Source organism: Streptomyces sp. NPDC000880, from assembly GCF_053599675.1.
In genome coordinates this window covers 19260-43006 of the sequence record NZ_JBSFMS010000014.1, presented here as the reverse complement: position 1 = coordinate 43006, position 23747 = coordinate 19260, and the positions used below count along the sequence as shown (strand labels likewise).

Annotated in this window: 20 protein-coding genes and 3 pseudogenes; 10 read left to right on the top strand and 13 right to left on the bottom strand. The window is 69.9% G+C overall.

Going from position 1 to position 23747, the window contains the following annotated elements:
* The first annotated feature begins 2 nt into the window (after positions 1 to 2).
* The 5 genes from ACWDO5_RS07230 to ACWDO5_RS07210 all read left to right on the top strand — a co-directional run bounded on the left by ACWDO5_RS07230 (position 3) and on the right by ACWDO5_RS07210 (position 5165).
* Complete coding sequence (locus ACWDO5_RS07230) at positions 3 to 1349, top strand: sulfate adenylyltransferase subunit 1 (RefSeq protein WP_450529147.1); 1347 nt, start codon at positions 3 to 5, stop codon at positions 1347 to 1349.
* Positions 1350 to 1568: 219 nt separating this feature from the next.
* The gene (locus ACWDO5_RS07225) at positions 1569 to 2684 is read left to right on the top strand and encodes an aliphatic sulfonate ABC transporter substrate-binding protein (RefSeq protein ID WP_450529146.1); all 1116 of its coding nucleotides are present in this window, start codon (positions 1569 to 1571) and stop codon (positions 2682 to 2684) included.
* 33 nt (positions 2685 to 2717) lie between these two features.
* Positions 2718 to 3518 (top strand): ABC transporter ATP-binding protein, encoded by an 801-nt coding sequence (locus tag ACWDO5_RS07220; RefSeq protein WP_450529144.1) that lies wholly within the window; start codon positions 2718 to 2720, stop codon positions 3516 to 3518.
* On the top strand, positions 3505 to 4410 hold the full coding sequence (locus ACWDO5_RS07215) for an ABC transporter permease (RefSeq protein ID WP_450529142.1): 906 nt from the start codon (positions 3505 to 3507) through the stop codon (positions 4408 to 4410). The genes ACWDO5_RS07220 and ACWDO5_RS07215 overlap by 14 nt, the downstream gene beginning before the upstream one ends.
* An 8-nt stretch (positions 4411 to 4418) precedes the next feature.
* Complete coding sequence (locus ACWDO5_RS07210) at positions 4419 to 5165, top strand: sirohydrochlorin chelatase (RefSeq protein WP_450529140.1); 747 nt, start codon at positions 4419 to 4421, stop codon at positions 5163 to 5165.
* A gap of 7 nt (positions 5166 to 5172) precedes the next feature.
* Here the strand turns inward: ACWDO5_RS07210 and ACWDO5_RS07205 are convergent, their stop codons facing one another.
* A complete protein-coding gene (locus ACWDO5_RS07205) occupies positions 5173 to 5757 on the bottom strand; it encodes a TIGR03086 family metal-binding protein (protein WP_450529139.1) in 585 nt (194 codons plus the stop codon).
* A gap of 103 nt (positions 5758 to 5860) precedes the next feature.
* On the opposite strand from ACWDO5_RS07205, the gene ACWDO5_RS07200 reads away from it, so the two are divergent.
* Positions 5861 to 6706: an aldo/keto reductase gene (locus ACWDO5_RS07200; RefSeq protein ID WP_450529138.1), complete on the top strand. Its 846-nt coding sequence runs from the start codon at positions 5861 to 5863 to the stop codon at positions 6704 to 6706.
* A gap of 91 nt (positions 6707 to 6797) precedes the next feature.
* Here the strand turns inward: ACWDO5_RS07200 and ACWDO5_RS07195 are convergent.
* The 7 genes and pseudogenes from ACWDO5_RS07195 to ACWDO5_RS07165 all read right to left on the bottom strand — a co-directional run bounded on the left by ACWDO5_RS07195 (position 6798) and on the right by ACWDO5_RS07165 (position 13075).
* Positions 6798 to 7186, bottom strand: a pseudogene (locus ACWDO5_RS07195) (nuclear transport factor 2 family protein).
* Positions 7179 to 7727 (bottom strand): DUF1697 domain-containing protein, encoded by a 549-nt coding sequence (locus ACWDO5_RS07190; protein WP_450529136.1) that lies wholly within the window; start codon positions 7725 to 7727, stop codon positions 7179 to 7181. The pseudogene ACWDO5_RS07195 and the gene ACWDO5_RS07190 overlap by 8 nt, the downstream one beginning before the upstream one ends.
* A 77-nt stretch (positions 7728 to 7804) precedes the next feature.
* Positions 7805 to 8200 (bottom strand): annotated as a pseudogene (locus ACWDO5_RS07185) (S8 family serine peptidase); the annotation flags it as partial.
* A gap of 409 nt (positions 8201 to 8609) precedes the next feature.
* Positions 8610 to 9815, bottom strand: coding sequence for a macrolide-inactivating glycosyltransferase (mgt, locus tag ACWDO5_RS07180; RefSeq protein ID WP_450529134.1), 1206 nt, complete (start codon positions 9813 to 9815; stop codon positions 8610 to 8612).
* A gap of 166 nt (positions 9816 to 9981) precedes the next feature.
* The gene (locus ACWDO5_RS07175; protein WP_450529132.1) at positions 9982 to 11277 is read right to left on the bottom strand and encodes an ABC transporter substrate-binding protein; all 1296 of its coding nucleotides are present in this window, start codon (positions 11275 to 11277) and stop codon (positions 9982 to 9984) included.
* Positions 11277 to 12119 carry a carbohydrate ABC transporter permease gene (locus ACWDO5_RS07170; protein ID WP_450529131.1) on the bottom strand — a complete coding sequence of 281 codons (843 nt, stop codon included), beginning with the start codon at positions 12117 to 12119 and terminating at the stop codon, positions 11277 to 11279. Before ACWDO5_RS07170 ends, ACWDO5_RS07175 begins: the two co-directional genes overlap by 1 nt.
* Positions 12116 to 13075, bottom strand: coding sequence for a carbohydrate ABC transporter permease (locus ACWDO5_RS07165; protein ID WP_450529213.1), 960 nt, complete (start codon positions 13073 to 13075; stop codon positions 12116 to 12118). The genes ACWDO5_RS07170 and ACWDO5_RS07165 overlap by 4 nt, the downstream gene beginning before the upstream one ends.
* 123 nt (positions 13076 to 13198) lie before the next feature.
* On the opposite strand from ACWDO5_RS07165, the gene ACWDO5_RS07160 reads away from it, so the two are divergent.
* The gene (locus ACWDO5_RS07160) at positions 13199 to 14050 is read left to right on the top strand and encodes a phosphotransferase enzyme family protein (protein ID WP_450529129.1); all 852 of its coding nucleotides are present in this window, start codon (positions 13199 to 13201) and stop codon (positions 14048 to 14050) included.
* A gap of 166 nt (positions 14051 to 14216) precedes the next feature.
* Here the strand turns inward: ACWDO5_RS07160 and ACWDO5_RS07155 are convergent, their stop codons facing one another.
* A complete protein-coding gene (locus ACWDO5_RS07155) occupies positions 14217 to 14930 on the bottom strand; it encodes an exonuclease domain-containing protein (protein ID WP_450529127.1) in 714 nt (237 codons plus the stop codon).
* Positions 14931 to 15108: 178 nt separating this feature from the next.
* Positions 15109 to 16341, bottom strand: a complete 1233-nt coding sequence (locus tag ACWDO5_RS07150; protein ID WP_450529125.1) for an SAV2148 family HEPN domain-containing protein — start codon at positions 16339 to 16341, stop codon at positions 15109 to 15111.
* Between the two features lie 298 nt (positions 16342 to 16639).
* On the opposite strand from ACWDO5_RS07150, the gene glgX reads away from it, so the two are divergent.
* On the top strand, positions 16640 to 18760 hold the full coding sequence (gene glgX / locus ACWDO5_RS07145) for a glycogen debranching protein GlgX (RefSeq protein ID WP_450529123.1): 2121 nt from the start codon (positions 16640 to 16642) through the stop codon (positions 18758 to 18760).
* A gap of 305 nt (positions 18761 to 19065) precedes the next feature.
* Positions 19066 to 21399, top strand: coding sequence for a malto-oligosyltrehalose synthase (gene treY / locus ACWDO5_RS07140; RefSeq protein WP_450529121.1), 2334 nt, complete (start codon positions 19066 to 19068; stop codon positions 21397 to 21399).
* Between the two features lie 150 nt (positions 21400 to 21549).
* On the opposite strand, the pseudogene ACWDO5_RS07135 reads toward treY, so the two are convergent.
* Together ACWDO5_RS07135 and ACWDO5_RS07130 are read right to left on the bottom strand one after the other, a co-directional pair.
* A pseudogene (locus ACWDO5_RS07135) lies at positions 21550 to 21768 on the bottom strand (IS256 family transposase); the annotation flags it as partial.
* A gap of 12 nt (positions 21769 to 21780) precedes the next feature.
* A complete protein-coding gene (locus tag ACWDO5_RS07130) occupies positions 21781 to 22329 on the bottom strand; it encodes a DUF1707 and FHA domain-containing protein (protein ID WP_450529119.1) in 549 nt (182 codons plus the stop codon).
* Between the two features lie 323 nt (positions 22330 to 22652).
* On the opposite strand from ACWDO5_RS07130, the gene ACWDO5_RS07125 reads away from it, so the two are divergent.
* On the top strand, positions 22653 to 23549 hold the full coding sequence (locus ACWDO5_RS07125; RefSeq protein ID WP_450529118.1) for a GNAT family N-acetyltransferase: 897 nt from the start codon (positions 22653 to 22655) through the stop codon (positions 23547 to 23549).
* A gap of 15 nt (positions 23550 to 23564) precedes the next feature.
* Here the strand turns inward: ACWDO5_RS07125 and ACWDO5_RS07120 are convergent, their stop codons facing one another.
* Positions 23565 to 23735: a hypothetical protein gene (locus tag ACWDO5_RS07120; RefSeq protein WP_450529116.1), complete on the bottom strand. Its 171-nt coding sequence runs from the start codon at positions 23733 to 23735 to the stop codon at positions 23565 to 23567.
* Positions 23736 to 23747: the final 12 nt, after the last annotated feature.

The window sequence follows — 23747 nt, the reverse complement described above, 5'->3', positions numbered from 1 at the left end:
CCATGACCACCTCGACCGAGCAACTCGCCGGGATCTCAGCCACCACCCTGCTGCGTTTCGCCACTGCCGGGTCCGTCGACGACGGCAAGTCCACCCTCGTCGGGCGGCTGCTGCACGACTCCAAGTCGGTCCTCACCGACCAGTTGGAGGCCGTCGAGCACGCCTCCCGCTCGCGTGGCCAGGAGGCCCCGGACCTGGCGCTGCTCACCGACGGTCTGCGGGCCGAGCGGGAGCAGGGCATCACCATCGATGTCGCGTACCGCTACTTCGCCACCCCGCGCAGGCGGTTCATCCTCGCCGACACCCCGGGCCATGTGCAGTACACCCGCAACATGGTGACCGGCGCGTCCACGGCCGAGCTGGCCGTCGTGCTGGTCGACGCCCGTAACGGCGTGGTCGAGCAGACCCGCCGCCATGCCGCGGTCGCCGCTCTGCTGCGCGTCCCTCATGTCGTCCTCGCCGTCAACAAGATGGACCTCGTCGGCTACGCCGAGCCCGTCTTCGCCGCGATCGCCGAGGAGTTCACCGCGTACGCCGCCTCCCTGGGCGTCCCTGAGATCACCGCGATCCCGATCTCGGCGCTGGCCGGTGACAATGTGGTGGAGCCGTCCGCGAACATGGACTGGTACGGCGGCCCGACCGTGCTGGAGCACCTGGAGACGGTCCCGGTCAGCCACGATCTGACGAGCTGTCACGCCCGGCTGCCGGTGCAGTACGTGATCCGTCCGCAGACCGCCGAGCACCCCGACTACCGGGGCTACGCGGGCCAGATCGCCGCGGGCACGTTCCGGGTCGGCGAGCAGGTGACCGTCCTGCCGGCGGGCCACACGTCGAAGATCGCCGGGATCGACCTGCTCGGCGAGTCGGTGGACATCGCCTGGACCCCGCAGTCCGTCACCCTCCTGCTCGAGGACGACATCGACATCTCGCGGGGCGACCTGATCGTGCCGAGCGGCGACGCGCCCGCGACCACGCAGGACGTCGAGGCGACCGTCTGCCATGTCGCCGACCAGCCGCTCGCCGTCGGCCAGCGGGTGCTGCTCAAGCACACCACCCGCACGGTCAAGGCGATCGTCAAGGAGATCCCGTCCCGGCTGACCCTCGACGACCTGTCCCAGCACCCGAACCCCGGGCAGCTGGTCGCCAATGACATCGGCCGGGTCAAGATCCGTACCGCCGAGCCGCTCGCGCTCGACTCGTACGCCGACTCCCGCCGCACCGGGTCCTTCCTGCTGATCGACCCCGCGGACGGCACCACGCTCGCGGCCGGCATGGCGGGCGACTCGTTCACCGCGACCGCCGAGGCCGTACAGGCGACCGACGCCGGTCAGGACGGGTGGGACTTCTGATGACCATCGACTACTACGCGACGTTCGCGAAGGAGGGCGGCCGCGTCGGCAGCGGCGCCCTCGGCGCGGGAACCGGCGGGGTGGCGCGATGTGGGCGATGACGTACGCGCACTGCCTGCGCGCCCGCGCCCCCCGCACCCTGCACAAACGAAGACCTGCCGACTTCCCGGCCGCGTCCGAAGTGACGTAAGAACCGGGCCTCCGAGAGGAAACCCTCCCGTGCCTCCCACCCGTACCACCCTGCGCCGCAGCCTCGCCGCGGCCGCCGCCCTGCCGCTGCTGATCGGCGCGCTCGCCTCTTGCGGCTACGGCTCCGCGGCCAAGAAGGACAACGGCACGAAGGCCAACGTCGCCGCCGGCGGTAAGAAGCTCTCCGCCGACACCGTGAAGATCGGCTACTTCCCGAACCTCACGCACGCCACCGCTCTGGTGGGCCTCCAGGAAGGCCTCATCGCGAAGGAGCTGGGCGGTACCAAGGTGGCCCCCCAGGCGTTCAACGCCGGTCCCTCCGAGATCGAGGCGCTCAATGGGGGCAGCATCGACATCGGCTTCATCGGCCCCTCCCCCGCCATCAACGGCTACACGAAGGCCAAGGGCCAGAACCTGCGGATCATCTCCGGCTCCGCATCGGGTGGTGTGAAGCTCGTCGTCAACCCGGACAAGATCAAGACCCTGGACGACGTCAAGGGCAAGAAGATCGCCACCCCGCAGCTCGGCAACACCCAGGATGTCGCCTTCCTCAACTGGATCTCCGAGAAGGGCTGGAAGGTCGACGCCCAGAGCGGCAAGGGCGACGTCTCCGTCGTTCGCACGGACAACAAGGTGACCCCGGACGCCTACAAGTCCGGCGCCATCGACGGCGCCTGGGTGCCGGAGCCGACCGCGTCCAAGCTGGTCTCCGAGGGCGCGAAGGTTCTGCTCGACGAGTCCACCCTGTGGCCCGACAAGATGTTCGTGATCACGAACATCATCGTGAAGCAGAGCTTCCTCAAGGAGCACCCGGACGTCGTCGAGGCCGTCCTGCGCGGCACCGTGAAGACCAACGAGTGGATCAACGCCAACCCGGACGAGGCGAAGGCCTCGGCCAACGCCGCCCTCAAGGAAGAGACCGGCAAGGAGCTGCCCGCCGAGGTCATCGACCTGGCCTGGCCGAGCATCCAGATCACCAATGACCCGCTGGCCGCCACGCTGAACGCGCAGGCGCAGCACTCGGTCGCGTCCGGTCTGCTGCAGAAGCCCGACCTGAATGGGATCTACGACCTGACGCTCCTCAACAAGGTGCTCAAGGCCGCAGGGCAGCCCGAGGTCGCCGACGCCGGTCTCGGCGTCAAGTAGTCCACCCGCCCACGTTCCCAGGAGGTGACGACCATGGCTACCACCCTCACCAAGGACAAGGCCCAGGCCGACGACCGTGCAGCGGTGACGCACGCCGCCCGAATCGAGCATGTCTCGAAGTCCTTCAGCGGTCCGTCCGGGCGGCAGCTTGTGCTGGACGACATCACCCTTGATGTCGCGCCGGGCGAGTTCGTCACCCTCCTGGGGGCATCGGGGTGCGGTAAGTCGACCTTGCTCAACCTGGTCGCGGGGCTTGACCGCCCGACCGCGGGGTCCATCGAGACCCCGGGCGGGCGGCCCTCCCTGATGTTCCAGGAGCACGCCCTCTTCCCGTGGCTGACCGCGGGCAAGAACATCGAACTGGCGCTGCGGCTGCGCGGCGTCGCCAAGTCCGAGCGGCGCGCGGAGGCGGAGCGCCTCCTTGAGCTGGTACGGCTCCAGGGCGCGTACGGCAAGCGGGTGCACGAGCTCTCCGGCGGCATGCGCCAGCGCGTGGCGCTGGCCCGTGCGCTGGCTCAGGACAGCAACCTGCTGCTGATGGACGAGCCGTTCGCCGCGCTCGACGCCATCACCCGGGACGTCCTGCACGAAGAGCTGACGCGGATCTGGCGCGAGACGAACGTCTCGGTCCTGTTCGTCACCCACAACGTCCGCGAGGCCGTGCGGCTCGCCGAGCGTGTGGTGCTGCTGTCCTCCAGGCCGGGCCGGATCGCGCACGAGTGGACCGTGGACATCCCGCAGCCGCGCCGTATTGAGGACGCCGACGTCGCGGAGCTGTCCGTCGAGATCACTGAACAACTGCGTGGGGAGATCCGCCGCCATGGCCAGCACTGAGGTTCGCGACAACGTCGCAAAGGCAGCCACGAAGGCCGATGACCTCGCCGGCCTCGAAGCCGGCCTGGACGCCCTGGACGCCGTACAGGTCAGTCGCACCCCGGTGCGCCAGGTGCTGGTGCAGAAGGTCCTGCCGCCCATCCTGGCCGTGGCCCTCGTGCTCGTCGTCTGGCAGGTGCTGGTCTGGGCGAAGGTCACCGAGGACTACAAGCTGCCCGCCCCGTCCGCGGTGTGGGACAGCCTGGCCGAGCAGTGGGCTCAGGGCACTCTGCTCGACGTCGTCTGGACCAGCGTCTCGCGTGGCCTGTTCGGCTTTCTGCTGGCACTCGCCATCGGCACCCCGCTCGGACTGCTCGTCGCCCGGGTGAAGTTCGTCCGTGCGGCGATCGGACCGATCCTCTCCGGCCTCCAGTCGCTGCCCTCGGTCGCCTGGGTGGCTCCGGCGGTGCTCTGGCTCGGCCTCAACGACAAGATGATGTACGCGGTGATCCTGCTCGGCGCGGTCCCCTCGATCGCCAACGGGCTGGTCTCCGGAGTGGACCAGGTGCCGCCGCTGTTCCTGCGGGCGGGCCGGACCCTGGGCGCCACCGGGTTCCGGGGCATCTGGCACGTGGTCATGCCGGCCGCGCTGCCCGGCTATCTGGCGGGCCTCAAGCAGGGCTGGGCGTTCTCCTGGCGCTCACTGATGGCCGCCGAGATCATCGCGTCCTCGCCCGATCTGGGCCTGGGGCTCGGCCAGTTGCTGGAGAACGGGCGCAACAACGCCGACATGCCCGGCGTACTCCTCGCCATCATCCTCATCCTGATCGTCGGCATCGCCATCGACCTGCTGATCTTCAGCCCGATGGAGCGGTGGATGCTGCGCACCCGCGGTCTCCTCGTCAGGAACTGAGCACCGTCATGCGCAGCCCTGTCCTCCTCGTCATCGCCCACGGCAGCCGCGACCCGCGGCATGCGGCGACCGTGCACGCCCTGGTGGAGCGCGCCAGGTCGCTGCGGCCGGGGCTGCGCGTGGAGACGGGCTTCCTGGACTTCAACGCCCCTGCCGTACCGCGGGTGCTGGAGCGGCTGGCCGCCGAGGGCGTCGAGGATGTGGTCGCGCTGCCGCTGCTGCTGACCCGCGCCTTCCACGCCAAGGCCGACATCCCCGCCGTACTGCACGAGGCGCAGGCGCGTCTGCCGCGCCTGCGGATCCGCCAGGCCGAGGTCCTCGGCCCGTCGCCGCTGCTGCTGTCCGCCCTGGAGCGACGGCTGTACGAGGCGGGGCTCGACCCGTCCGTGAAGCGCTCGACAGGCCTGGTGCTTGCCTCGGCGGGCTCCACAGACCCGGAGGCGATCGCAGTGATCGCTGAAATTGCGCGGGAGCTGCGGCACACCGGTTGGTGCGCCGTGCGGCCTGCGTTCGCCTCCGCATCCCTTCCCCGCACCGAGGACGCGGTGCGGGAACTGCGGGCCGAGGGCGTGTGCCGGGTGGCGGTGGCTCCGTACGTCATCGCTCCCGGCCGCCTCCCGGACCGTATCGCCGCTGGGGCGCGCGAGGCGGACGTCATCGCTGATGTCCTCGGCGCGGCACCGGAGTTGGCGCGACTGCTGCTGCGGCGCCTCGACGAGGCGCGGATCGAGGAGCGGGTCGCGGCGGCGGGCTGAGCGTGGCCTAGGCCCTCCAGCGCGGGTCGCGGCCGGAGCCGGCCAAGGCGCGCTCGAAGGCAGGGGCCGAGTCCGGCAGCGGTACGGGATCGGTGAAGCCGCCGTACTGGCGGTAGACCTCGGCGTGCTCCTCGACGACGGTCAGGACCAGCGCCGTTGCGTCGTGGGAGACCCGGTACTGCTGCCCGGTCGCGCGGGCCAGATCCCAACCGTGGACGGCCAGTTCCTTGGTGATCAGCGAGGCGATCTCGGGTGCGGGCATCGAGGTGAAGCCCAGGTCCACCTCGCCCTCCCAGACGGCCGGGTCGGACCAGGCGGCGACGGCACGGTCCAGCTGGGCCGCGTACTGCTCGGCCCAGTCGGCGTCGGCGGTGAAGTCGCGACTGGTGAGCTCGTCGGGGAGTTGCTTGCGCAGCGCGCGGTGTTCGAGGCCGTGGGAGGTGTACAGGAGGAGATGGCTGACGAGTCCGCGGACGTCCCACTCCTTGCAGGGCGTCGGCGCGGAGAGCTGGTCGGCACTGACGCCACGGGCAATGCGGGCGGCTTCGCTCGCGCACTCGGTCAGGCAGGGGTACACGCTGTCCATATCCATGCCCGGCACCCTAGGGACGGGCGCGGGGCCGGGTCTTGAACAAACGCGACGGCCGGCCGGGGGGTCCGCGTACGAGACTCGCACAGTCGGATACCGTCCAGCCATGATCGCGGACAATCTCCGGCTCGGCGGGGAGCCGGCACTGCGAAGACTCGGTTACGGAACTGCCCAGCTGACCGGTCCCGGCTACTGGGGGCCGCGCGGCGAGCGTGCGGACGCCGTCGCCGTGCTGCGGCGGGCGGCCGAGCGGGGTGTCACGCTCATCGACACCGCCGACAACTACGGCCCGGGTCTCGCGGAGGAGCTCGTCGCCGAGGCGCTGCACCCGTACCCCGCGGACCTGGTCGTCGCGACGAAAGGCGGGGTGGTGCGTACGAGCGACAGCGCCTGGCACATCGCGGGGCGGCCCGAGCAGCTGCGCGCGATGTGCGAGGCGAGTCTGCGTCGGCTGCGTACGGAGACGATCGGTCTGTATCAGCTGCACCGGCTGGATCCCGAGGTACCGCTTGCCGAACAGCTTGGTGCGCTGGGCGAGTTGAGGCGCGAGGGCAAGATCCGGCACATCGGTCTGGACACCGTGACCGTCGAGCAGCTGAAGGAGGCGCTGCGCCTTGCCGAGACCGACTCGATCGCCTCGGTGCAGAACCGCTTCAATCTGATCGACCGCGAGTCGGAGGCGGTGCTTGAGGTGTGCGAAGCGCACGGCCTGGCGTTCCTGCCGTGGTTTCCGCTCGCCAACGGGGCGCTGGCGGGCGAGGCCGCGGCGGCGCTCGACGCGGTCGCCGCTCGGCATGGCGCGAGCAGGGGGCAGATCGCGCTGGCCTGGCTGCTGCACCGTTCCCCGGTGCTGTGCCCGACGCCGGGGACCGGCTCGCTCGCGCATCTGGAGGAGAACTTGGACGCGGCCGCGATCCGGCTCTCGGAGCAGGATCTCGCCGCCCTTCGGTGATCGGCCGTCGGTGATCGGCCGTCGGTGATCGGCCGTCGGTGATCGGCCGTCGGTGATCGGCCGTCGGTGATCGGCCGTCGGTGATCGGCCGTCAGCCGGCGTCGCCGGCACTCCGGTCGTCACTGAACGGCGTGCCCTGGTGAAAGTAGAGCAGCCAGCCGTCGCCGGTCAGCCGCCACAGCGAACTGCGTGAGCGCGGTGCGTGCCCGATTCGGTGTCGAAGGTCAGATGCACCACGTCGGGGGGCGAGCTGCACGCCCTGCTTCCGCGTGGTGGTGACCGGCCGCGGCGTGGGCGCGTCCCGCGCCGTGAGGGCGGCGATGATCGAGTCCCGGCCCAGAGCCGGCCCGATGTGCCGAACTCCTGGTAGTCCGGATGAAGCAGTTCCGCGAGCCGCTCCGGCGAGGATCCCCCTGCCGGGTCGAGGAGGCGGAGTTCCCCTTCCATGGCGGCGTTGACTGCTTCCGTAGGGTCAGCCACGCGTCAGCTCCACGAGTTTGACGACGGTGTTCCAGTTGCGGCTGGTGGCGACGGTGCCCCTGAACAGGCTCGGCTTTCCGAGCGCTGCGGCAAGTTTGGAGCGGCCGAGCCCGTCCGGCGCGTACAGATACAGCGCCCGGTCACCGAGCCGGAACTCCTCCGGCAGATACGCCGCCGCGTCGATCGACGCGAGCCGCTGGGGGCCGACCGGCTCCGAGAAATAGATGACGTGCAGTTGCTTGCCCTCCAGCGATGCGGCGGGAAAGGGGCACGCCTCGGCCACCGCATTCAGATACGGACCGCTGCGCACCAGGCAGTCGACGCCGAAGCCGAAGCGCTTCTCGATGGCCCGTTCCAGCGCGGCACGGATGGCCTTCTCGTCGTCCGAGTCGCTGGTCAAGACGGCGTTGCCGCTCTGCAGATATGTGGCGACGTCGCTGTGGCCCAGTTCCGTGAGCAGTTCGCGGAGGTCGGCCATCGGCACCTTCTTGTGCCCGCCCACGTTGATTCCGCGCAGGAGTGCCGCATACCTCGTGGTCATGGGCACACCATAGGACGGCCGCCGCACCCCGTGGGGGAGGGCACGGCGACCGCCGGCTCAGCGATGGAGAGCGTCGGTTACTCGACGACCTTCAGCAGCTTGTTGGGCGTTCCCTCGCTGGGATTTGTGATCTTGTCGGCCGTGGCGCCGCCGGTCAGCGCCGTGGTCACCTGCTCCGGGGTGGCGTCCTGGTGGGCGCCGAGGTAGACCGCCGCGGCGCCGACGACGTGCGGCGTCGCCATGGAGGTGCCGGAGATGGTCTTCGTACCCTCGTCGCTGTCGTTCCACGCCGAGGTGATGTCCGAGCCCGGGGCGTAGATGTCGACGATCTGTCCGAAGTTGGAGAACTCCGACTGCGCGTCGTCCTTGGTCGAGGAGGCCACGGTGATGGCTTCCTTGACGCGCGCCGGGGAGCCCTGACCGGCGTCGGTGGACTCGTTGCCGGCCGCGACGGCGAAGGTGACGCCGGAGGCGAAGTGCTGCTTACGGCATCCTGACGGCAGTCTTCCCGCATGGCTGGGGTGCGCCTCGGTGTTCGGCGCGGAGGGCGTGGGCGCGATCATCGCCTGGCTGCCGCTGTTCCTGTTCGCGACTACGCACGGGGATCGGGCCTCTGGCCGGGGCTCCGCCCCAGGGCCGCCCCCTATGTCCCTGACGGGCATGGGGGGACCTGCAGTCCTCAATCGCCCAACGGGCTGAGATTCAGCCCGTTGGGAGTCCCCCGGACGAAGTCTCGGAGAGATTGAGGACACGCCCGGGGGGCGTACCGGGTCGGCTCCGGACGGCTGAATGCCGGGAGACGGTCGGCAAATTCAAGCCCGTCCGACGCTGAGGGCAGGCAGGTAGATCAGCCCGTCCGGCGTTGCGGCCAAAGCAGTAACGTCAGCCGTGCCGGTCGCCGAGCTCCGCCTCGATCAAGTCAGCCGCACGCATCGTGCCGCCCTCTGAGGCCATCTGAAGGCCGATCTCCTTCAGCTTCCGGGCCACTTCGGGATCGCCCGTCAGACCCAGCACCGCTTCCCTGATCTCATCCGCCGTCGCCGTCTTGGAGTCGAGCCGGCAGGCCACGCCCAGGCCGACGAGCATGTCGGCGTTGCCGAACTGGTCGACCGCCTGCGGGACCGCGACCATCGGGGTGGCCGTCGCCAGGCCCTCCTGGCTGCCGCCCGCGCCCGCATGGGTGATGAAGGCGTCCGCCTGGCGCAGGATCGCCAGTTGCGGCACCCATCGGTGCACCTCGACATTGGCCGGAACCTCACCCAGCTCCGACGCGTCGACGTACCGGCCGATCTGCAGCACCACATGCCAGCCCGGCAGATCGCCGAAAGCCTTCACGCACTCGCGGTAGAAGGCGGGTTGCTTGGTGAAGGTCGAGCCGAGCGAGATCAGCAGCACCTTGTCCGCACCGGCCGGCCGCTGCCACTCCCCCTGCTCCTCGCGGTCGCCCTGGCAGGCGCCGACGAAGGAGTAGACGGAATCGTCGACCCGGTCGGCGTGCGGCTGGAACGCCTTCGGGATCAGCACGATCGACCGCGGGGGGCGGCCGACGAAGGGGTCGGGATGGGTGTCGATGCCGTTCTCGGCGAGCCAGGCGCCAAAGCGCGCGTAGTACGCCTGGCCCCGCTCGGAGGCCTTCAGCTCCGCGAACATCGGCTCGGCCACCTCCTCCTCGTACCCCTCCCAGGCGACGAGGTTCGGCGAGAGCGAGATCGCGGGCACGCCCCACCGGTGGGCGAGGACGATCGCCGGGTACGAGGTGATGTCATGGATGACCAGATCCGGCTCGTCCCCCTCGAATGCCGCCGCCAGCTGCGGCAGCACTTGGATCGCGTCGTTCAGGAACGGCTCGATGTTGTCGATCAGTTCCGTGCCCCACAGCTCCGGCTCCTCCTCCGTGGGGAGCGTGGAGGTGTAGATCACCGGCTCGGCGCCGGTCGCGGCGATCTTGTCGGCGTAGGACGCGGGGATCGCGTAACTGACGCGGTGCCCGCGGGCGACGAGCTCCCGGATGACCTCGATGCTGGGGTTCACATGCCCGGGGGCGGCGATGGAGAACATGGCGATATGGGCACGCTGGGGTTCCGTCATACCGCAACCGTAAGCGAGACGATACGTCTCGTGCAACCTAATTCACTCAGTGGTGGCACGACCTGGACGGGGTGCCGGAATTCCTGCGCACCCTCGTCGCGGGCCAGAGTGCGGGTGACGCCGTGGCCCGCCGGGCCGGCCGGGAGCGCGCTCCCGGCGCGAACGCCTAGCGCTGATAGCGAGCCAGCACCGGATTCCCGTCCTTCACCAGCCGTTTCTCCAGCTCATCGGCGTCGATCGCGCCGCTGTAGTACTCCTGCAGCGCCGGCGTCGCCACCTTGTCCTTCCACTCCGGATAGCCTCGCACCGACTGCGCGGGCGCAGACCGCAGATCCCGCGCGAGCGCCGCGCCGGTGGCCCAGCCGTCCTTCCCGGTGTGCAGCGACGGGTCGGCCAGTGCCTGCGTACCCGTCGGCAGCATCCAGTCACCCTTCGCCAGCCGCACCATGTTCTGCGGCCCCAGCATGAAGTCGATGAACTGCGCCGCCTCCTTCTTGTACGGACTGTCCTCGGCGACCGAGAGGGTCTGCGGGCTTACTCCCTGGGCCGGGCCACCGGGTCCGGCCGGGGCGGGCAGCACCGTCCATTCGAAGCCCTTGGGCGCCTGCTGCACGATCTGCTGCCGGTACGAGAAGCCGAGCGGGACCATCGCGTACTTGCCGCCGAAGAAGCCGGGCAGGGTGTCCGAACCGCCCATGCCGAGGGTGCTGCGTGACGCGCTCCTGTCGGCGTTGACCTGGTCGTGGACGGTGCCTGGCACCACCGCGTCGCCGTCCGTGAATCTGATCGTGACCTTGCCGTCGTCGCCGCGGTGGAAGAGCTGACCGCCGGCCGACAGACCCAGGTTGAGGGTGAGAGAGACCGGCTCCTTGAGCGGCCAGGCCACGCCGTACTTCCCCGGTCCCATCTTCTCGGTCAGAGCCTTTGTGACCTGCCTGAACTCCTCCCAGCTCCAGGGATGCCGGGCGGTCGGGACGCGGATCCCGGAGGAATCGAGGATCTTCTTGTTGGCGATCAGGACGCGCGGCTCCTGCAGGAAGGGAACGCCGTAGATCCCCTTGCCGAATGTCGTCGTCTCCCAACTCCGTTGTGGGATGTCGGACTTGAGTCGCTCGGGCAGCAGCCCGCTCAGATCGGCGAGATAGCCGCCGTACGCGAAGTCTGCGAGATCGTCGGAGGCGTCATGGACGATGTCCGGCGCCTCGCCGCCCTCGAAGGAGGTCAGCAGCTGGTCATGGACGCTGTCCCAGCTGCCCTGGACGTACTGGACCTGGACGTCGGGGTGGCTCGCGTTCCACTCCTTCACCAGCTCCTTGTTGGCGTCGACGGACTCCTTCTGCCAGGCCAGGGACTGGAAACGGAGCGTGATCTTCCCGTCGGCGCCGGAGCCGTCGCCGTCCGTGCAGCCGGTCAGCAGCAGCGCGAGGGCGGCGGTGACCGCCGTCAGCAGTCGTACGCGCATCACGACTTCACCGCCCCTGCCAGCATTCCGCCGGTGATCCGCTTCTGGATGATCGCGAAGATGACGAGCGAGGGGATCGTCGCGAGGAACGCGGCCGCGGCGAGCGGGCCCAGGTCGGCGACGCCTTCCGCGCCAAGGAAGTGTGTGAGGACGACCGGCAAGGTCTGCTTCTCCGGGGTCTTGAGCAGGACGAGCGCGAAGAAGAACTCGTTCCATGCGGTGATGAAGGCGAACAGCGCGGTGGCGACGATCCCGGGCGCGAGCAGCGGAGCGGTGACCGAGACGAGCGTGCGGAGCCTGCCCGCGCCGTCGACGGCCGCGGCCTCCTCCAGCTCGCGCGGCACGGCCCGTACGTATCCGACCAGCATCCAGAGCGCGAACGGCAGCGCCCACACGACGTACACCATGATCAGTCCGAACAGGGTGTTGATCAGATGCAGGTTCTTCAGGATCAGGAACAGCGGAATGATCACCAGGACGAACGGGAACGCCTGGCTGACCACCACCCAGCCGGTGGCGGCGGTGGAGAGCCTGCTGCGGTGCCGGGCCATGACGTACGCCATGGGCGTGGCGATCACCACGGCGATCAGGGCTGCGGCGAGCGCCGCGATCAGGCTGTTGGCGGCGGCCTGGAGGAGGGGCTGTTCGTCGAAGGCCTGCCGGAAGTTGTCGAGGGTCGGGTCCTCGGGGATCCAGGTGGGGTGCAGGGAGCCCAGTTCGCGCGGCGGCTTGAAGGCGGTGGAGATCAGCCACAGGAAAGGGAACGCGAGGAAAACGAGGTAGCACAGGAGCGCGAGGTACTGGCCGGCGCGGCCGGACCTGCTGGTGCGCAGTGCCGTCACTTCTCATCGCCTCCCTTGAGCCGTCCTACGAGATAGAGGGCGAGCATCACCGAGATCACCGCGACCATGACGCAGCCCATCGCGGCGGCGTACCCGAACTGGCCGTAGCGGAATGCCTCTTCGTAGGCGAAGAGCATGGGGAGGCGGGTGCGTCCGCCGGGGCCGCCGTTGGTGAGCACGTACACCAGGGCGAAGGAGTTGAAGTTCCAGATGAAGTTGAGCGCGGTGATGGCGAGAGCGACGGGCTTGAGGGCGGGCCAGGTGACTGTGCGGAACCGGCGCCAGGCGCCCGCGCCGTCGAGGGCCGCGGCTTCATGGAGTTCGTACGGGGTGTTCTGGAGCCCGGCGAGGAGCGCGACGGTGGTCTGCGGCATGCCGGCCCAGATGCCGACGACGATCACGGCGGGCAGGGCGGTGGCGAGGCCGGTCAGCCAGTCCCGGCCGTCTCCGAGGCCCAGGTCGCGGATGGTCTCGTTGAGGATGCCCGCGTCGGGGTTGTAGACGAGCCGCCACATGATGGCGACGACGACCTCGGGCATGGCCCAGGGAATGATCGCGAGGGCGCGCGTCAGCCAGCGGAAGCGGAGGTTCTGGTTGAGCAGCAGGGCGAGGCCGAGGGCGAGCACGAACTGCGGAACACTCACGCCGACGGCCCAGAGCAGGCCGATGCGGAACGAGTCCCAGAAGAGCGTGTCGTGGATAAGGTCCTGGAAGTTGAGCGTGCCGATCCACTCGGTGGGCTCGGTGCGGCCGGCCTGGGAATCGGTGAAGGCCAGCGCGACGCCGTAGAGCAGCGGCCCGACGCTGAGCACCAGGATCGGTATCAGGGCAGGCAGCACCAGGAACCAGGCCCCGTGGTCCAGGTGCCTGACGGGCCGCGGCTTGCCGGGCCGCGGCCTCCCGGACCGTGGCCTGCTGGGTCCCGGCTCTCCGGGCCGCGGCGCTGCGCTCGCCAATGTCACGGATTCGACTCCTTCGGGCGGCTCGACCTGGTCCGGCCGCCCCGGCGGCCCCCGTCATCGTGCTGACGGCCCGTCGGTTCGTCAAGGCAGCTTGCATGGATGCGAGACTTTGCCCCCATGGACGAGACACGGGCGCGCGAGATACTGACGGCCGCGGGGCTCCCCGCCGATGCGACGCTGCTGGCGCTTGGCGAGAACGCGGTGTTCGGGGCGGGCGATGTGGTCGTCAAGATCGGCCGGGACGCGGAGCTGCTGGCGCGGGCGGAACGCGAACTGGCCGTCGGGGCATGGCTGTCGGAGGCGGGCGTGCCCGCGGTCCGGCCGGCTGAGCCGAAGGCGCGCCTGGTGGAGGGCCACCCGGTGACGGTGTGGCACCGGCTGCCGGCTTCGGTGCGCCCGGCGGAGCCCGCGGATCTGGCGCGGCTGCTGCGCCAGATCCATGCGCTGCCCTCGCCGTCGTTCACGCTTCCGCGGCGGGAGTTGCTCGGCGGCATCGAGCGCTGGCTGCGACTGGCGGGCGACGCGATCGACCCGGCGGACGCGGCGTACTTGCGCGAGCGCCGGGCCGGATTCGCCGCGGCGGCGTCCGCGCTCACCCCCTACCTGCCCCCCGGCCCGATCCACGGCGACGCGCTCCCGCGCAACGTCCATGTGGGCCCGGACGGCCCGGTCCTGGTGGACCTGGAGACGTTCTCGGGGGACCTGCGCGAACACGACCTGGTGGTCATGGCCCTGACCCTCGACCGGTACGGCCTCGCGCCCGACGCGTACGAGTCCTTCACCGCGGAGTACGGCTGGGACGTGCGCGAGTGGGAAGGCTGCGACGTCCTGCGCGGCGCCCGCGAAACGGCGAGCTGCGCGTGGGTGGCGCAGCACGCCCCAACAAACCCGAAGGCGCGCGAGGAGTTCGCCCGCCGGGTCGCCTCCCTGCGCCAGGACGCGCGCGGGGTCCGCTGGTACGCGTTCTGACCCCGGCTCAGCCCGTCGTCCGCACCAGTTCCCTGCGGATGAATCTCCGACCCTGTCGTCAGGGTCGGCGGAACGCCGGCCACCTCGGCTTGGCGAATGCTCTCGCGGCGCAGGAGGAAAGTTCCGTCGAGGCCGAGTCTGACGCCTGACGCCCGGCGGCCTGCTGTCAGCCCCTGTGCGGGATGACGGGCCACGCAGGCTCGATATACGCAGTCGGGTTCGACGTGCGCCGCAAGTATCTCTGCAGCGAGGCAGACTGCTCAGCTGCCGCCCGGACTTGAAGTTCATGCAGATCCGCCAGCGGCACAGAACCTATGGACTGGTGCTTCTCGCCCATTCGACGCGCGGTATGGGCCGCGGCTACCGCGTCGGCTCGCGCGTCATGCGCATCATCGAGCGGCACCCCGTAGTGGGCACACAGCGCTTGAAGAGTGCGCCTCCCCCTCCGGTACTGATCCGCATGCTTGTCCAGCACCAGGGGATCAATGACTGGCGAAGGCGTTGCACCCAGCCGCTCCGAGAGCGGCTTGATCTTGTACCGTCGGCCCTCCCGGTCCAGAAGGGACAGGTCGTAACGCGCGTTCATCACCACCAGCGGCGTCCCGGAGCGGAGAACCTCAGCAACGGCCTGCGTGATCTCTTCGATCGCGGGAGCAGCCGAGGCGCCGTCCTTGCGGGCACGATTCGTAGAGATGCCGTGGATCGCCGCAGCCTGCTCAGGAATCACCACTCCCGGGTCAAGCAACCAGGTCCGTTCCTCCGAGAGGTGCCCATCCGGCTCCAGCCTGACGAGTGCCGCGGTGACGATGCGATCGGTCTCGATGTCGGTGCCCGTGGTCTCAAGGTCGAATGCGGCCATCGGCTCGCCGGCCCAGCTCATCACCGGCCGCCTGTTCCGGGACCGGCCATCAACCGGCCGCTCGCTGGGAAATGACGCAAGAGAGCTCCGCTCTCCCTGCCGACCAGCGGTTCCCCGTGCCAAGCCATCGTGGCCCTCCTTCGTGGTGCGTGGTGCTTTCCCCCAGTGGGTACTCACCCTGCCACGCGCCACTGACAACTCAGGAGACGGGACGTGAGTCCGCCCATACGGACTCGAACTCCTCACGGTATGTCTGGAAGAGTCCGTTCTCACTGTCGTGCCCCGCACGCACGACCGCGCGCCCGCCGCCCCGCAGCACCAGCACCGGCGCCTCCATGCCCCGCGCGCTGCGCAGATACGACTGCACGACGGCCAGACCGTCCGGACCGTCGCCGTCGACCAGGTAGGCCGTGAAACGGGGGGTCTCGTCGAAGACCTGGATCTCGAACGCTCCCGGGTCGCGCAGACGGGAGCGTACGCGGCGCATATGGAGGATGTTCATCTCCACCGTGCGGCTCAACTCTCCCTTCTTGAGGCCCAGTTCGCGCTCCCGGCGCCTGACCGCACTGCTCGCCGGGTTCAGGAAGACAAGGCGGACCCGGCAGCCCGATTCGGCCAGCCGGACCAGGCGGCGTCCGGAGAAGTTCTGGACCAGGAGGTTCAGGCCTATGCCGATCGCGTCGAGGCGGCGCGCGCCGCCGAAGAGGTCTTCGGCCGGGAGCTGGCGCTGGAGCCGGACCCGGTCGGGGTGGACGGAGACCACGTCCGCGTAGCGGTCGCCGACAAGTTCCTCGACCGCGTCGACCGGCAGGCGGTCGGCGGAGGGGACACCCGCACCACTGTCGAGTATCTCCAGCAGACGGGCGGAGGCGCGCTCGGCCTGGGCGAGGACCGCCTCGTTCAGCGCCCGGTTGCGGGAGACGACGTTGCGCGCGACCTCCAGCTCGTCCAGCGCCAGCTCGACGTCGCGCCGGTCGTCGAAGTACGGCTCGAAGCAGGGCCAGTGCTGAACCATCAGTTCGCGCAGCTGAGGAAGGGTGAGGAAGGACAGGACATTGTCGTCCGCCGGATCGAGGAGATACCCCTTGCGGCGGGAGACCTCCCGCACCGCGACCGCGCGCTGCACCCACTCCTGCCCGGCGGGCCCCGCCGCAGCCACCACCCAGTCGTCGCCGTGTACGGGTTCGTAGATGGGGCGCAGCACGGCGGCCACCACGGCCCGCAGCCGCTGCTCCACCAGGTTCAGCCAGATGTAGGCCCGCCCGGCACGCTGGGCGCGCGTACGCACTTCGCTCCAGGCGTCCGCGCCCCAGTCCAGTTCCGCCCCGATCTCCATAGGTCTGGCGAGGGAGACCGCTCCGGGCGGGACGTCGGTGGAGTCCCCCTCGTGACCTGCGTCACCGGGGGGTAGCTCCAGCCCTCCCGAGCTCACCCGCGCACCGCCTTCCCAGCCCCTTCAAAGATCAAGGAAGACTACTCCGCCTGCGGGACACGGTGCAGCCGGATCGGCACTGTACTTTCCCAACTCCCGTGTCCAATCCGGCCGTTCTGCCAGGCGACATCTGCCGTAGTGAGCGGATTCATAGCGGTTGCGTCCAGGGGCGACACAAGGAACCCGATGTTGACCGCGTCGTCCACCGCCGTAGGGGCCCCTCACCCGCGATACTTTCGGGAAGGATCTGGGCCAAGTGCCCCCCAGCACCCGGAACAGAAGTGGAAGAGTCATATCTATGCAGGTCTGGCCGGGACAGGCGTATCCCCTCGGTGCCACGTACGACGGCGCCGGCACCAACTTCGCGGTGTACTCCGAAGCCGCCCGACGCATTGAGCTGTGTCTGTTGCACGACGACGGCTCGGAGACCGCGGTGGAGCTCCGCGAGACCGACGCGTTCGTACGGCACGCGTATCTGCCGGGCGTGATGCCGGGTCAGCGGTACGGATTTCGGGTCCACGGTCCGTACGCGCCCGAGCGCGGGCAGCGCTGCAACTCCGCGAAACTACTCCTCGATCCGTACGCACGTGCGATCAGCGGCAGCATCGACTGGGGCGAGACCGTGTACGGCTACCACTTCGGCAAGCCGGACTCCCGCAACGACCTCGACTCGGCGCCGCACACGATGACATCGGTCGTGGTCAACCCGTACTTCGACTGGGGCGACGACCGGCCGCCGCGTATCGACTACCACCGGACGGTGATCTACGAGGCCCATGTGAAGGGTCTCACGATGCTGCATCCGGAGCTGCCGCAGGAGCTGCGTGGTACGTACGCCGGGCTCGCGCATCCCGCGGTGATCTCGCATCTGACGGAACTGGGCGTCACGACGCTCGAATTGATGCCGGTGCACCAGTTCGTCAACGACCACCGGCTGGTGGACTCGAAGCTGAACAACTACTGGGGCTACAACACCATCGGGTTCTTCGCGCCGCACAACGCCTACGCCTCCTGGGGCGACCGGGGCGAGCAGGTGCTGGAGTTCAAGCAGGCGGTGCGGGCGCTGCACCAGGCGGGCATCGAGGTCATCCTCGACGTCGTCTACAACCACACGGCGGAGGGCAACCACCTCGGCCCCACCCTCTCCTTCCGGGGCCTGGACAACGCCTCGTACTACCGGCTGTCCGACGATCCGCGCTACTACACCGACACGACGGGGACCGGAAACTCGCTGCTGATGCGCAGCCCCCATGTGCTTCAGCTGATCATGGACTCGCTGCGCTACTGGGTGACCGAGATGCATGTCGACGGTTTCCGCTTCGACCTCGCGGCGACGCTGGCCCGGCAGTTCCACGAGGTGGACCGGCTGTCGTCGTTCTTCGACCTGGTGCAGCAGGATCCGGTGGTCAGCCAGGTGAAGCTGATCGCCGAGCCGTGGGACGTGGGCGAGGGCGGCTATCAGGTGGGGAACTTCCCGCCGCTGTGGACCGAGTGGAACGGCATGTACCGGGACTGTGTACGGGACCTGTGGCGGGGCGAGCCGCGGACGCTGGCGGAGTTCGCCTCCCGGCTGACCGGCTCGTCCGATCTCTACCAGGACGACGGGCGGCGGCCGCTGGCCTCCATCAACTTCACCACCTGCCACGACGGGTTCACCCTGCACGATCTGGTCTCGTACAACGAGAAGCGCAACGAGGCGAACGGCGAGGGCAACCGCGACGGCGAAAGCCATAACCGGTCGTGGAACTGCGGGGCCGAGGGCGATACGAACGACCCCGAGGTACTCGATCTGCGCGAGCGGCAGATGCGCAACTTCATCGCGACGCTGATGCTCTCGCAGGGTGTGCCGATGCTCAGCCACGGCGACGAGTTCGCGCGTACGCAGGGCGGCAACAACAACGCGTACTGCCAGGACAACGAGGTTTCCTGGGTGCGCTGGCCGGAGGCCGGCACGGACCAGGACGGCACACTGCTGGCCTTCACCCGGGCGATGGTGTGGCTGCGGCGGGACCATCCGGTGTTCCGGCGGCGCAGGTTCTTCCACGGGCGGCCGGTGGAGGGGACGCACGACGAGCTGTCGGACATCGCGTGGTTCACCCCCGAGGGCGAGGAGATGGTCCAGCGGGACTGGCAGGCGGTGCATGCAAAGGCACTGTCGGTGTTCCTGAACGGCCACGCGATCTCGGAGCCGGGGCCGCGGGGTGAGCGGATCGCCGACGACTCGTTCCTGCTGATGTTCAACGCGAGTGCCGAGGATCTGGACTTCGCGGTGCCGGTGAACCACGGAAGGCAGTGGCAGGTGGTCGTGGACACGGCACGCAAGGAGGGGGTCCCGCCGGGCGAGGGCCCGAAGGTGGCTGCCGGGGAGCGGGTGCGGCTGGTGGGGCGGAGCCTGACGGTGCTGCGGCGGCCCGCATAGCCGCCGCGGCAAGGGCCGGCTGAGCTCGGCGTCGTGGGCTGCCGGACTCTCCGCGACGGTGCCCGTCAGGGAGGCCATGGACTCGGCCAGTCGGGTGGTCGGCACGGAGCGCACTGCCGACCTGGCACCTCGCGATGGGCAGCCGGCCGAGGAAGGAGGCGACGTGAAGCACCGGGCCGGTGAGAGCCGATGCTTCACGGTAGGTGCGGACCACGCGGGGCAGCGGGGCGGACGTAGCCCGATCGGCCGATACCGGCGCGTGGGCCGATGTCACAGAAGCGCTCAAGGTGGGTACGTACGTTCGCATGACGCCCACCGCCACGTACCGGCTGCAGATCCAGCCCGACTTCCCGTTCTCGGCGGCCGCGGAAGCCGTGCCGTACCTCGCCGAGCTCGGCGTCTCGCATCTGCATCTGTCGCCGGTGCTCGAGGCGGTCCCCGGGTCGACACACGGCTACGACGTCGTCGACCCCGCGCGGGTGCGGGAGGAGCTCGGCGGCGAAGCGGGCCTGCGGGAGCTGTCCCGTACGGCGCGCGAGCACGGCATCGGACTCGTCCTGGACATCGTCCCGAACCATATGGCGGCGGTGCCGCGGCACAACCGGGCCCTGTGGGAGGTGCTGCGCGAGGGTCCCCTGTCGCCGTACGCCCGCTGGTTCGACATCGACTGGGAGGCGGGCGGCGGGAAGGTGCTGCTGCCGGTGCTCGCGGGGCGGATCGGGGACGAGCTGGGCGCGATGCGGGTCGAGGGGGACGTGCTGCACTACGGCGAGCAGCGCTTCCCGCTGCGCGAGTCCACCTCGAAACTGCCGCTGCCCGAGCTGCTGGACGCGCAGTGGTACCGGCTGGGCTGGTGGCGGCTTGCCCGTACCGAGCTCAACTACCGGCGGTTCTTCACCATTTCGGATCTGATCGGGGTACGGGTGGAGGACCCGGAGGTCTTCGACGCCACCCACGGCAAGATCATCGAGCTGGTGCGGGACGGGGTCGTCGAGGGCCTGCGCATCGACCACCCGGACGGGCTCGCCGACCCCGAGGCGTATCTGCGGCGGCTCGACAAGGCGACGGGCGGGGCGTGCTGGACGGTCGTCGAGAAGATCCTCACCGGGGACGAGCGGCTGCCGGCCGGCTGGCCGGTGGCGGGGACGACGGGGTACGACGCGCTGCGGCAGGTCGACGGGCTGTTCACCGATCCGGCGGGCGCGGCCGAACTCGTCGGTCAGTACCGGGAGTTCACGGGACCGGCGGGGGACCGTGGCGGCTACTGGGAGGCGACGGCGCGCCGCGCCGCGTACAGGGTGGTCACGCATGAGCTGGCCGCCGAGACCGCGGCGCTGACCCGCCTGGCGGAGCGGGTGTGCGCGGCGGACCCCGCGCTGCGCGACCACGCCCCATGGGCGCTGCGGGCGGCGGTCCGCGAGCTGCTGGTGCGGGTGCCCTTCTACCGCCCCTACCGCATCGGTGGCGAGGAGGCACTGCCGGTGGGGGCGGCGGCCGCGGCGAAGGGGGCTTTCGCGGTGGCCGAGGAGGCCGCGGCCGTCGACGTGGTGCGGGACCTGGCGCTCGGGCGGCTCGGCGAGGGGCCCGACCATGCCGCGTTCCGTGCGCGCTTCGCCCAGACGTCGGCCGCGCTGCGCGCCAAGTCCGTTGAGGACACGGCGTTCTACCGCTACGCGCCGCTGATCTCGGCGAACGAAGTGGGCGGGGATCCGGGGCGGCCGGCGGTGGATCCGGAGGACTTCCATGCGTACTGCGCACGGCTCGCGCGCGACTGGCCCGCCACCGGCACCGTGCTGACCACGCACGACACCAAGCGCAGCGCGGATGTACGGGCCCGGATCGCCGTTCTGTCCCAATGCCCGGACAAGTGGGCGGACTTCCTGGCGCGGATCACGGAGGAGGCGGCCCGTCTCGAGGGCGGGCACGCACCCGATGCGCACCTGGCGTGGGTGGCCTGGCAGACCGCGGTCGGCTTCGGCATCCCCTACCAGGACAGGCTTGGGACGGCGCTGCTGAAGGCGGTGCGGGAAGCCGGGCTGCACACCAGCTGGACGGAGCCGGATCCGGCGTACGAGCGGGCGGTCACCGCGTTCGTGGGCGCGGGTCCGGCGGGGCCGCCGCTGTACTCGGTGGCGCTCTTCACCCGCGAGCTGGATCCGTATGTACGCGCCAACGCGCTGGGGGCGACGCTGGTGCAGTTGACGATGCCGGGGGTGCCTGACGTGTACCAGGGCACGGAGCGCCAGTACTTGGCCCTGGTGGACCCGGACAACCGGGGGCCCTTCCGCCAGGGCCCGCCGGACGAGAAGACGGCGGTCACGCAGGCGGCGCTCCGGCTGCGGCGGGAGCGGCCGGAGGTCTTCGGCGAGTCGGGGACGTACACACCGCTGACCGCGAGCGGTCCCGCGGCCGGCCACTGCGTGGCGTTCTGCCGTACGGGCGAAGTGGTCACGGCGGTCACCCGGCTGTCGCTGCGACTGGCTCAGACGGGCGGCTGGGCGGGTACGGAGCTGACGCTGCCGGAGGGCCGTTGGGCTGATCTGCTGGCCCCGGAACGGGAGTTCGGAAGCGGGCCTGTGCTGCTGGCCGAACTGTTCGCGGACCGCCCGGTGGCGCTGCTGGGCCGCGCGGCGGCATGAGCTCCACCACCCAGTACAAAAGGAGACTGGCGGAAGCTCCGGTATGGTCCTGCGTCAGACGTCCGACTGACCTGGTCGAGCCCCGCCACCGCGGCCGCGCCGCGGACACGCCGGGGCCGGGGAGACCGTCCCACGCTTCAGTCCTGGCGCTCAGGCCACCGCGTCGGATCGCTCGACGAGTCGTCCGGCCTCGAAGCGGGCGCCGGCGCGGACGAGGGCGACCTGGTGGGCTGCGTTGACCGCGCGCCGGCGGGTCTGTGCGGACTGGATCAGTCTGAAGGCCATGGCCAGGCCGGCGGCCCGACTGCCGGGCCCCTTGGTCACCTTGGTCCGCCATATCGGGGTCACGCTTGTGCTGCTGCGCGTGTTCTTCGGGGAGGATCAGCGCGCGGTGAGCCGGAAACTCATCCGGCCAAAGCCCACCATGTCCCCGTCGTGCACGACGACCGAGCCGGTGACCCGCTGCCCGTTGACAGTGGTGCCGTTCGTCGAGCCGAGGTCGCGCAGGATCCACAGGCTGCCCTGCATGCTCAGTTCCGCGTGCAGTCGCGAGACCGTGTCATGGCTCAGCCGCAGTCCGTTGGCCGGGTCACGGCCTATCCGCAGGGGGTACGGGCCGGGTTCGGGCAGCAGCAGCGGTGGCAGCTTCTCGGCCTGCCAGGCCCTGCGCAGCCGTACGGAGAAGGCCGATACGCGGCCCACCGCGGCGTACAGCCGCCGCGACCAGCGGCTCTCGCTGCCGAGGTCGGCGGTGAGCGCCTGAAGTTCGTCGGGACGGCGGGCGACCAGGGCGAGTTCCATCCGCCGCATGAAGGTGTCGTGCGACAACTTGCCCTGGACCGCGCCCTCTCTGAGCACACCGAGGACACGGTCGCGCTCGGCATCCGAGAGCCGAGCGGGATACGTGTGGAACTCGTAGGAGGACGTCACATACGAGATTGTCGGGCCGAAGACCCCGGGGTGTCCAGATGAAGCGGCTTTCCCGAACGTTGTCGCGACATTGCTGACCTGCGCGGAAGCTTTCGTTCCGTTGGGCGGCCGCTACTGCCCGGCCGCAGCCGATCATCCCTCGGGGACGGAAAAGCGCTGGACGCCTCCCCATCCAGCCGTCTAGCGTCATCGCGACGCCACGGACCGACGGAAGGAGGCGAGAGCAGTGCAGACCACACAACTCCCGCGCTCCCGCCCCGTCCACCGCGCGTTCGCTGTCTGACCGGGAGCGCATGCCGCACATCTTCCCGGAGGCTTCTCCCATGACCGAACTGGTCATCCGCGCGCTCACCGAGAGCGACGCACATCTCTTCGACGCCCTGCCCGACCCGCTCGGCGTGGGCCGCGCGCTGGCCCGTTCCACGCACCGGCCCGGCTGGAAGCGGGTCGCGCTGCGCGAAGGCAAGCCCGTCGCGCGGGCCGCCTGGTGGGGCGGCCCCAATGACGAATCCCCCATCAACGTCAACTGGTTCGACGTCGCCGAAGGCGAGGAGGAGGCAGGCGCCGAGCTGCTGCGCACCTCCCCGTTCCAGGTCGAGTACGTACTGATCCTGCCCGCCGGCTGGCGCGATGACCCGGCCGCCCTGGCGGCCGGTGAGGCCAGGATCCGGGCCGCGACGGCGGCGGGAATGAAGGTCCTGGTGGAGCGGTACCAGTACCGCTGGACGCCGGAGTGCGGGCTGCCCGAGCGGCCCGGGCGGCTCGAGTTCCGGCCGGAGCCCGATGACGCAGTGATCCTCGACGTCCTGCGCCGAGTCCACTCCGCGACGCTCGACGCGCACGCGCTGCTCGCCATCGCCGAGGGAGGCCTGGACCAGGCCGCGCAGGAGGAGCTGGACTTCTTCCACTGGTGCCCGTCGCCGCGCGAGTGGTTGCAGCTGGCGTACACGCCGGCCGGTGATCTGGTCGGCATCCAGGTCCCGGCGCACAACCCATCGGGACCGTGCGTCGGCTTCATCGGTGTCGTGCCGGAGCAGCGCGGCAACGGCTATGCGTACGACCTGCTCGTGGAGTGCACCAACTTCCTGGCGGAGCAGGGCACGGAGTTCATCGCGGGCGCGACCGATCAGGGCAACGTCCCGATGGCCGCGAACTTCGCCAAGGCCGGGCATCCGGTGGTCCAGGAGCGGATCCACTTCCTTCCCGGTTCGCAGCGTTGAGCAAGCTCGGGGGTGTCAGAAAGCTCCGGACACCCCCGAGCTGACGGCGAGCCGCCCATGACGACGGAAGAGCTGCACTTCGAGCCACGGATCCGCGTCGGCGGCGGGTGGATATCCGCTGACCGTCGTGTACGCCGGGCTGTATCCGACCTCTACGGTGGTGACGGTCCTCGGCGGGGTGCTCATCTGGAAGATCCG

What these genes read in the sequence shown, in the direction of transcription:
- ACWDO5_RS07205 (WP_450529139.1), bottom strand. Translation starts at nt 5,757, where the DNA reads ATGGATATGGACAGCGTGTACCCCTGCCTGACCGAGTGCGCGAGCGAA.
- treY (WP_450529121.1), top strand. Translation starts at nt 19,066, where the DNA reads ATGACGCCCACCGCCACGTACCGGCTGCAGATCCAGCCCGACTTCCCG.
- ACWDO5_RS07125 (WP_450529118.1), top strand. Translation starts at nt 22,653, where the DNA reads ATGACCGAACTGGTCATCCGCGCGCTCACCGAGAGCGACGCACATCTC.
- mgt (WP_450529134.1), bottom strand. Translation starts at nt 9,815, where the DNA reads ATGACGGAACCCCAGCGTGCCCATATCGCCATGTTCTCCATCGCCGCC.
- ACWDO5_RS07160 (WP_450529129.1), top strand. Translation starts at nt 13,199, where the DNA reads ATGGACGAGACACGGGCGCGCGAGATACTGACGGCCGCGGGGCTCCCC.
- ACWDO5_RS07175 (WP_450529132.1), bottom strand. Translation starts at nt 11,277, where the DNA reads ATGCGCGTACGACTGCTGACGGCGGTCACCGCCGCCCTCGCGCTGCTG.
- ACWDO5_RS07200 (WP_450529138.1), top strand. Translation starts at nt 5,861, where the DNA reads ATGATCGCGGACAATCTCCGGCTCGGCGGGGAGCCGGCACTGCGAAGA.
- ACWDO5_RS07220 (WP_450529144.1), top strand. Translation starts at nt 2,718, where the DNA reads ATGGCTACCACCCTCACCAAGGACAAGGCCCAGGCCGACGACCGTGCA.
- ACWDO5_RS07210 (WP_450529140.1), top strand. Translation starts at nt 4,419, where the DNA reads ATGCGCAGCCCTGTCCTCCTCGTCATCGCCCACGGCAGCCGCGACCCG.
- ACWDO5_RS07155 (WP_450529127.1), bottom strand. Translation starts at nt 14,930, where the DNA reads ATGAGCTGGGCCGGCGAGCCGATGGCCGCATTCGACCTTGAGACCACG.
- ACWDO5_RS07215 (WP_450529142.1), top strand. Translation starts at nt 3,505, where the DNA reads ATGGCCAGCACTGAGGTTCGCGACAACGTCGCAAAGGCAGCCACGAAG.
- ACWDO5_RS07190 (WP_450529136.1), bottom strand. Translation starts at nt 7,727, where the DNA reads ATGACCACGAGGTATGCGGCACTCCTGCGCGGAATCAACGTGGGCGGG.
- glgX (WP_450529123.1), top strand. Translation starts at nt 16,640, where the DNA reads ATGCAGGTCTGGCCGGGACAGGCGTATCCCCTCGGTGCCACGTACGAC.
- ACWDO5_RS07120 (WP_450529116.1), bottom strand. Translation starts at nt 23,735, where the DNA reads ATGAGCACCCCGCCGAGGACCGTCACCACCGTAGAGGTCGGATACAGC.
- ACWDO5_RS07230 (WP_450529147.1), top strand. Translation starts at nt 3, where the DNA reads ATGACCACCTCGACCGAGCAACTCGCCGGGATCTCAGCCACCACCCTG.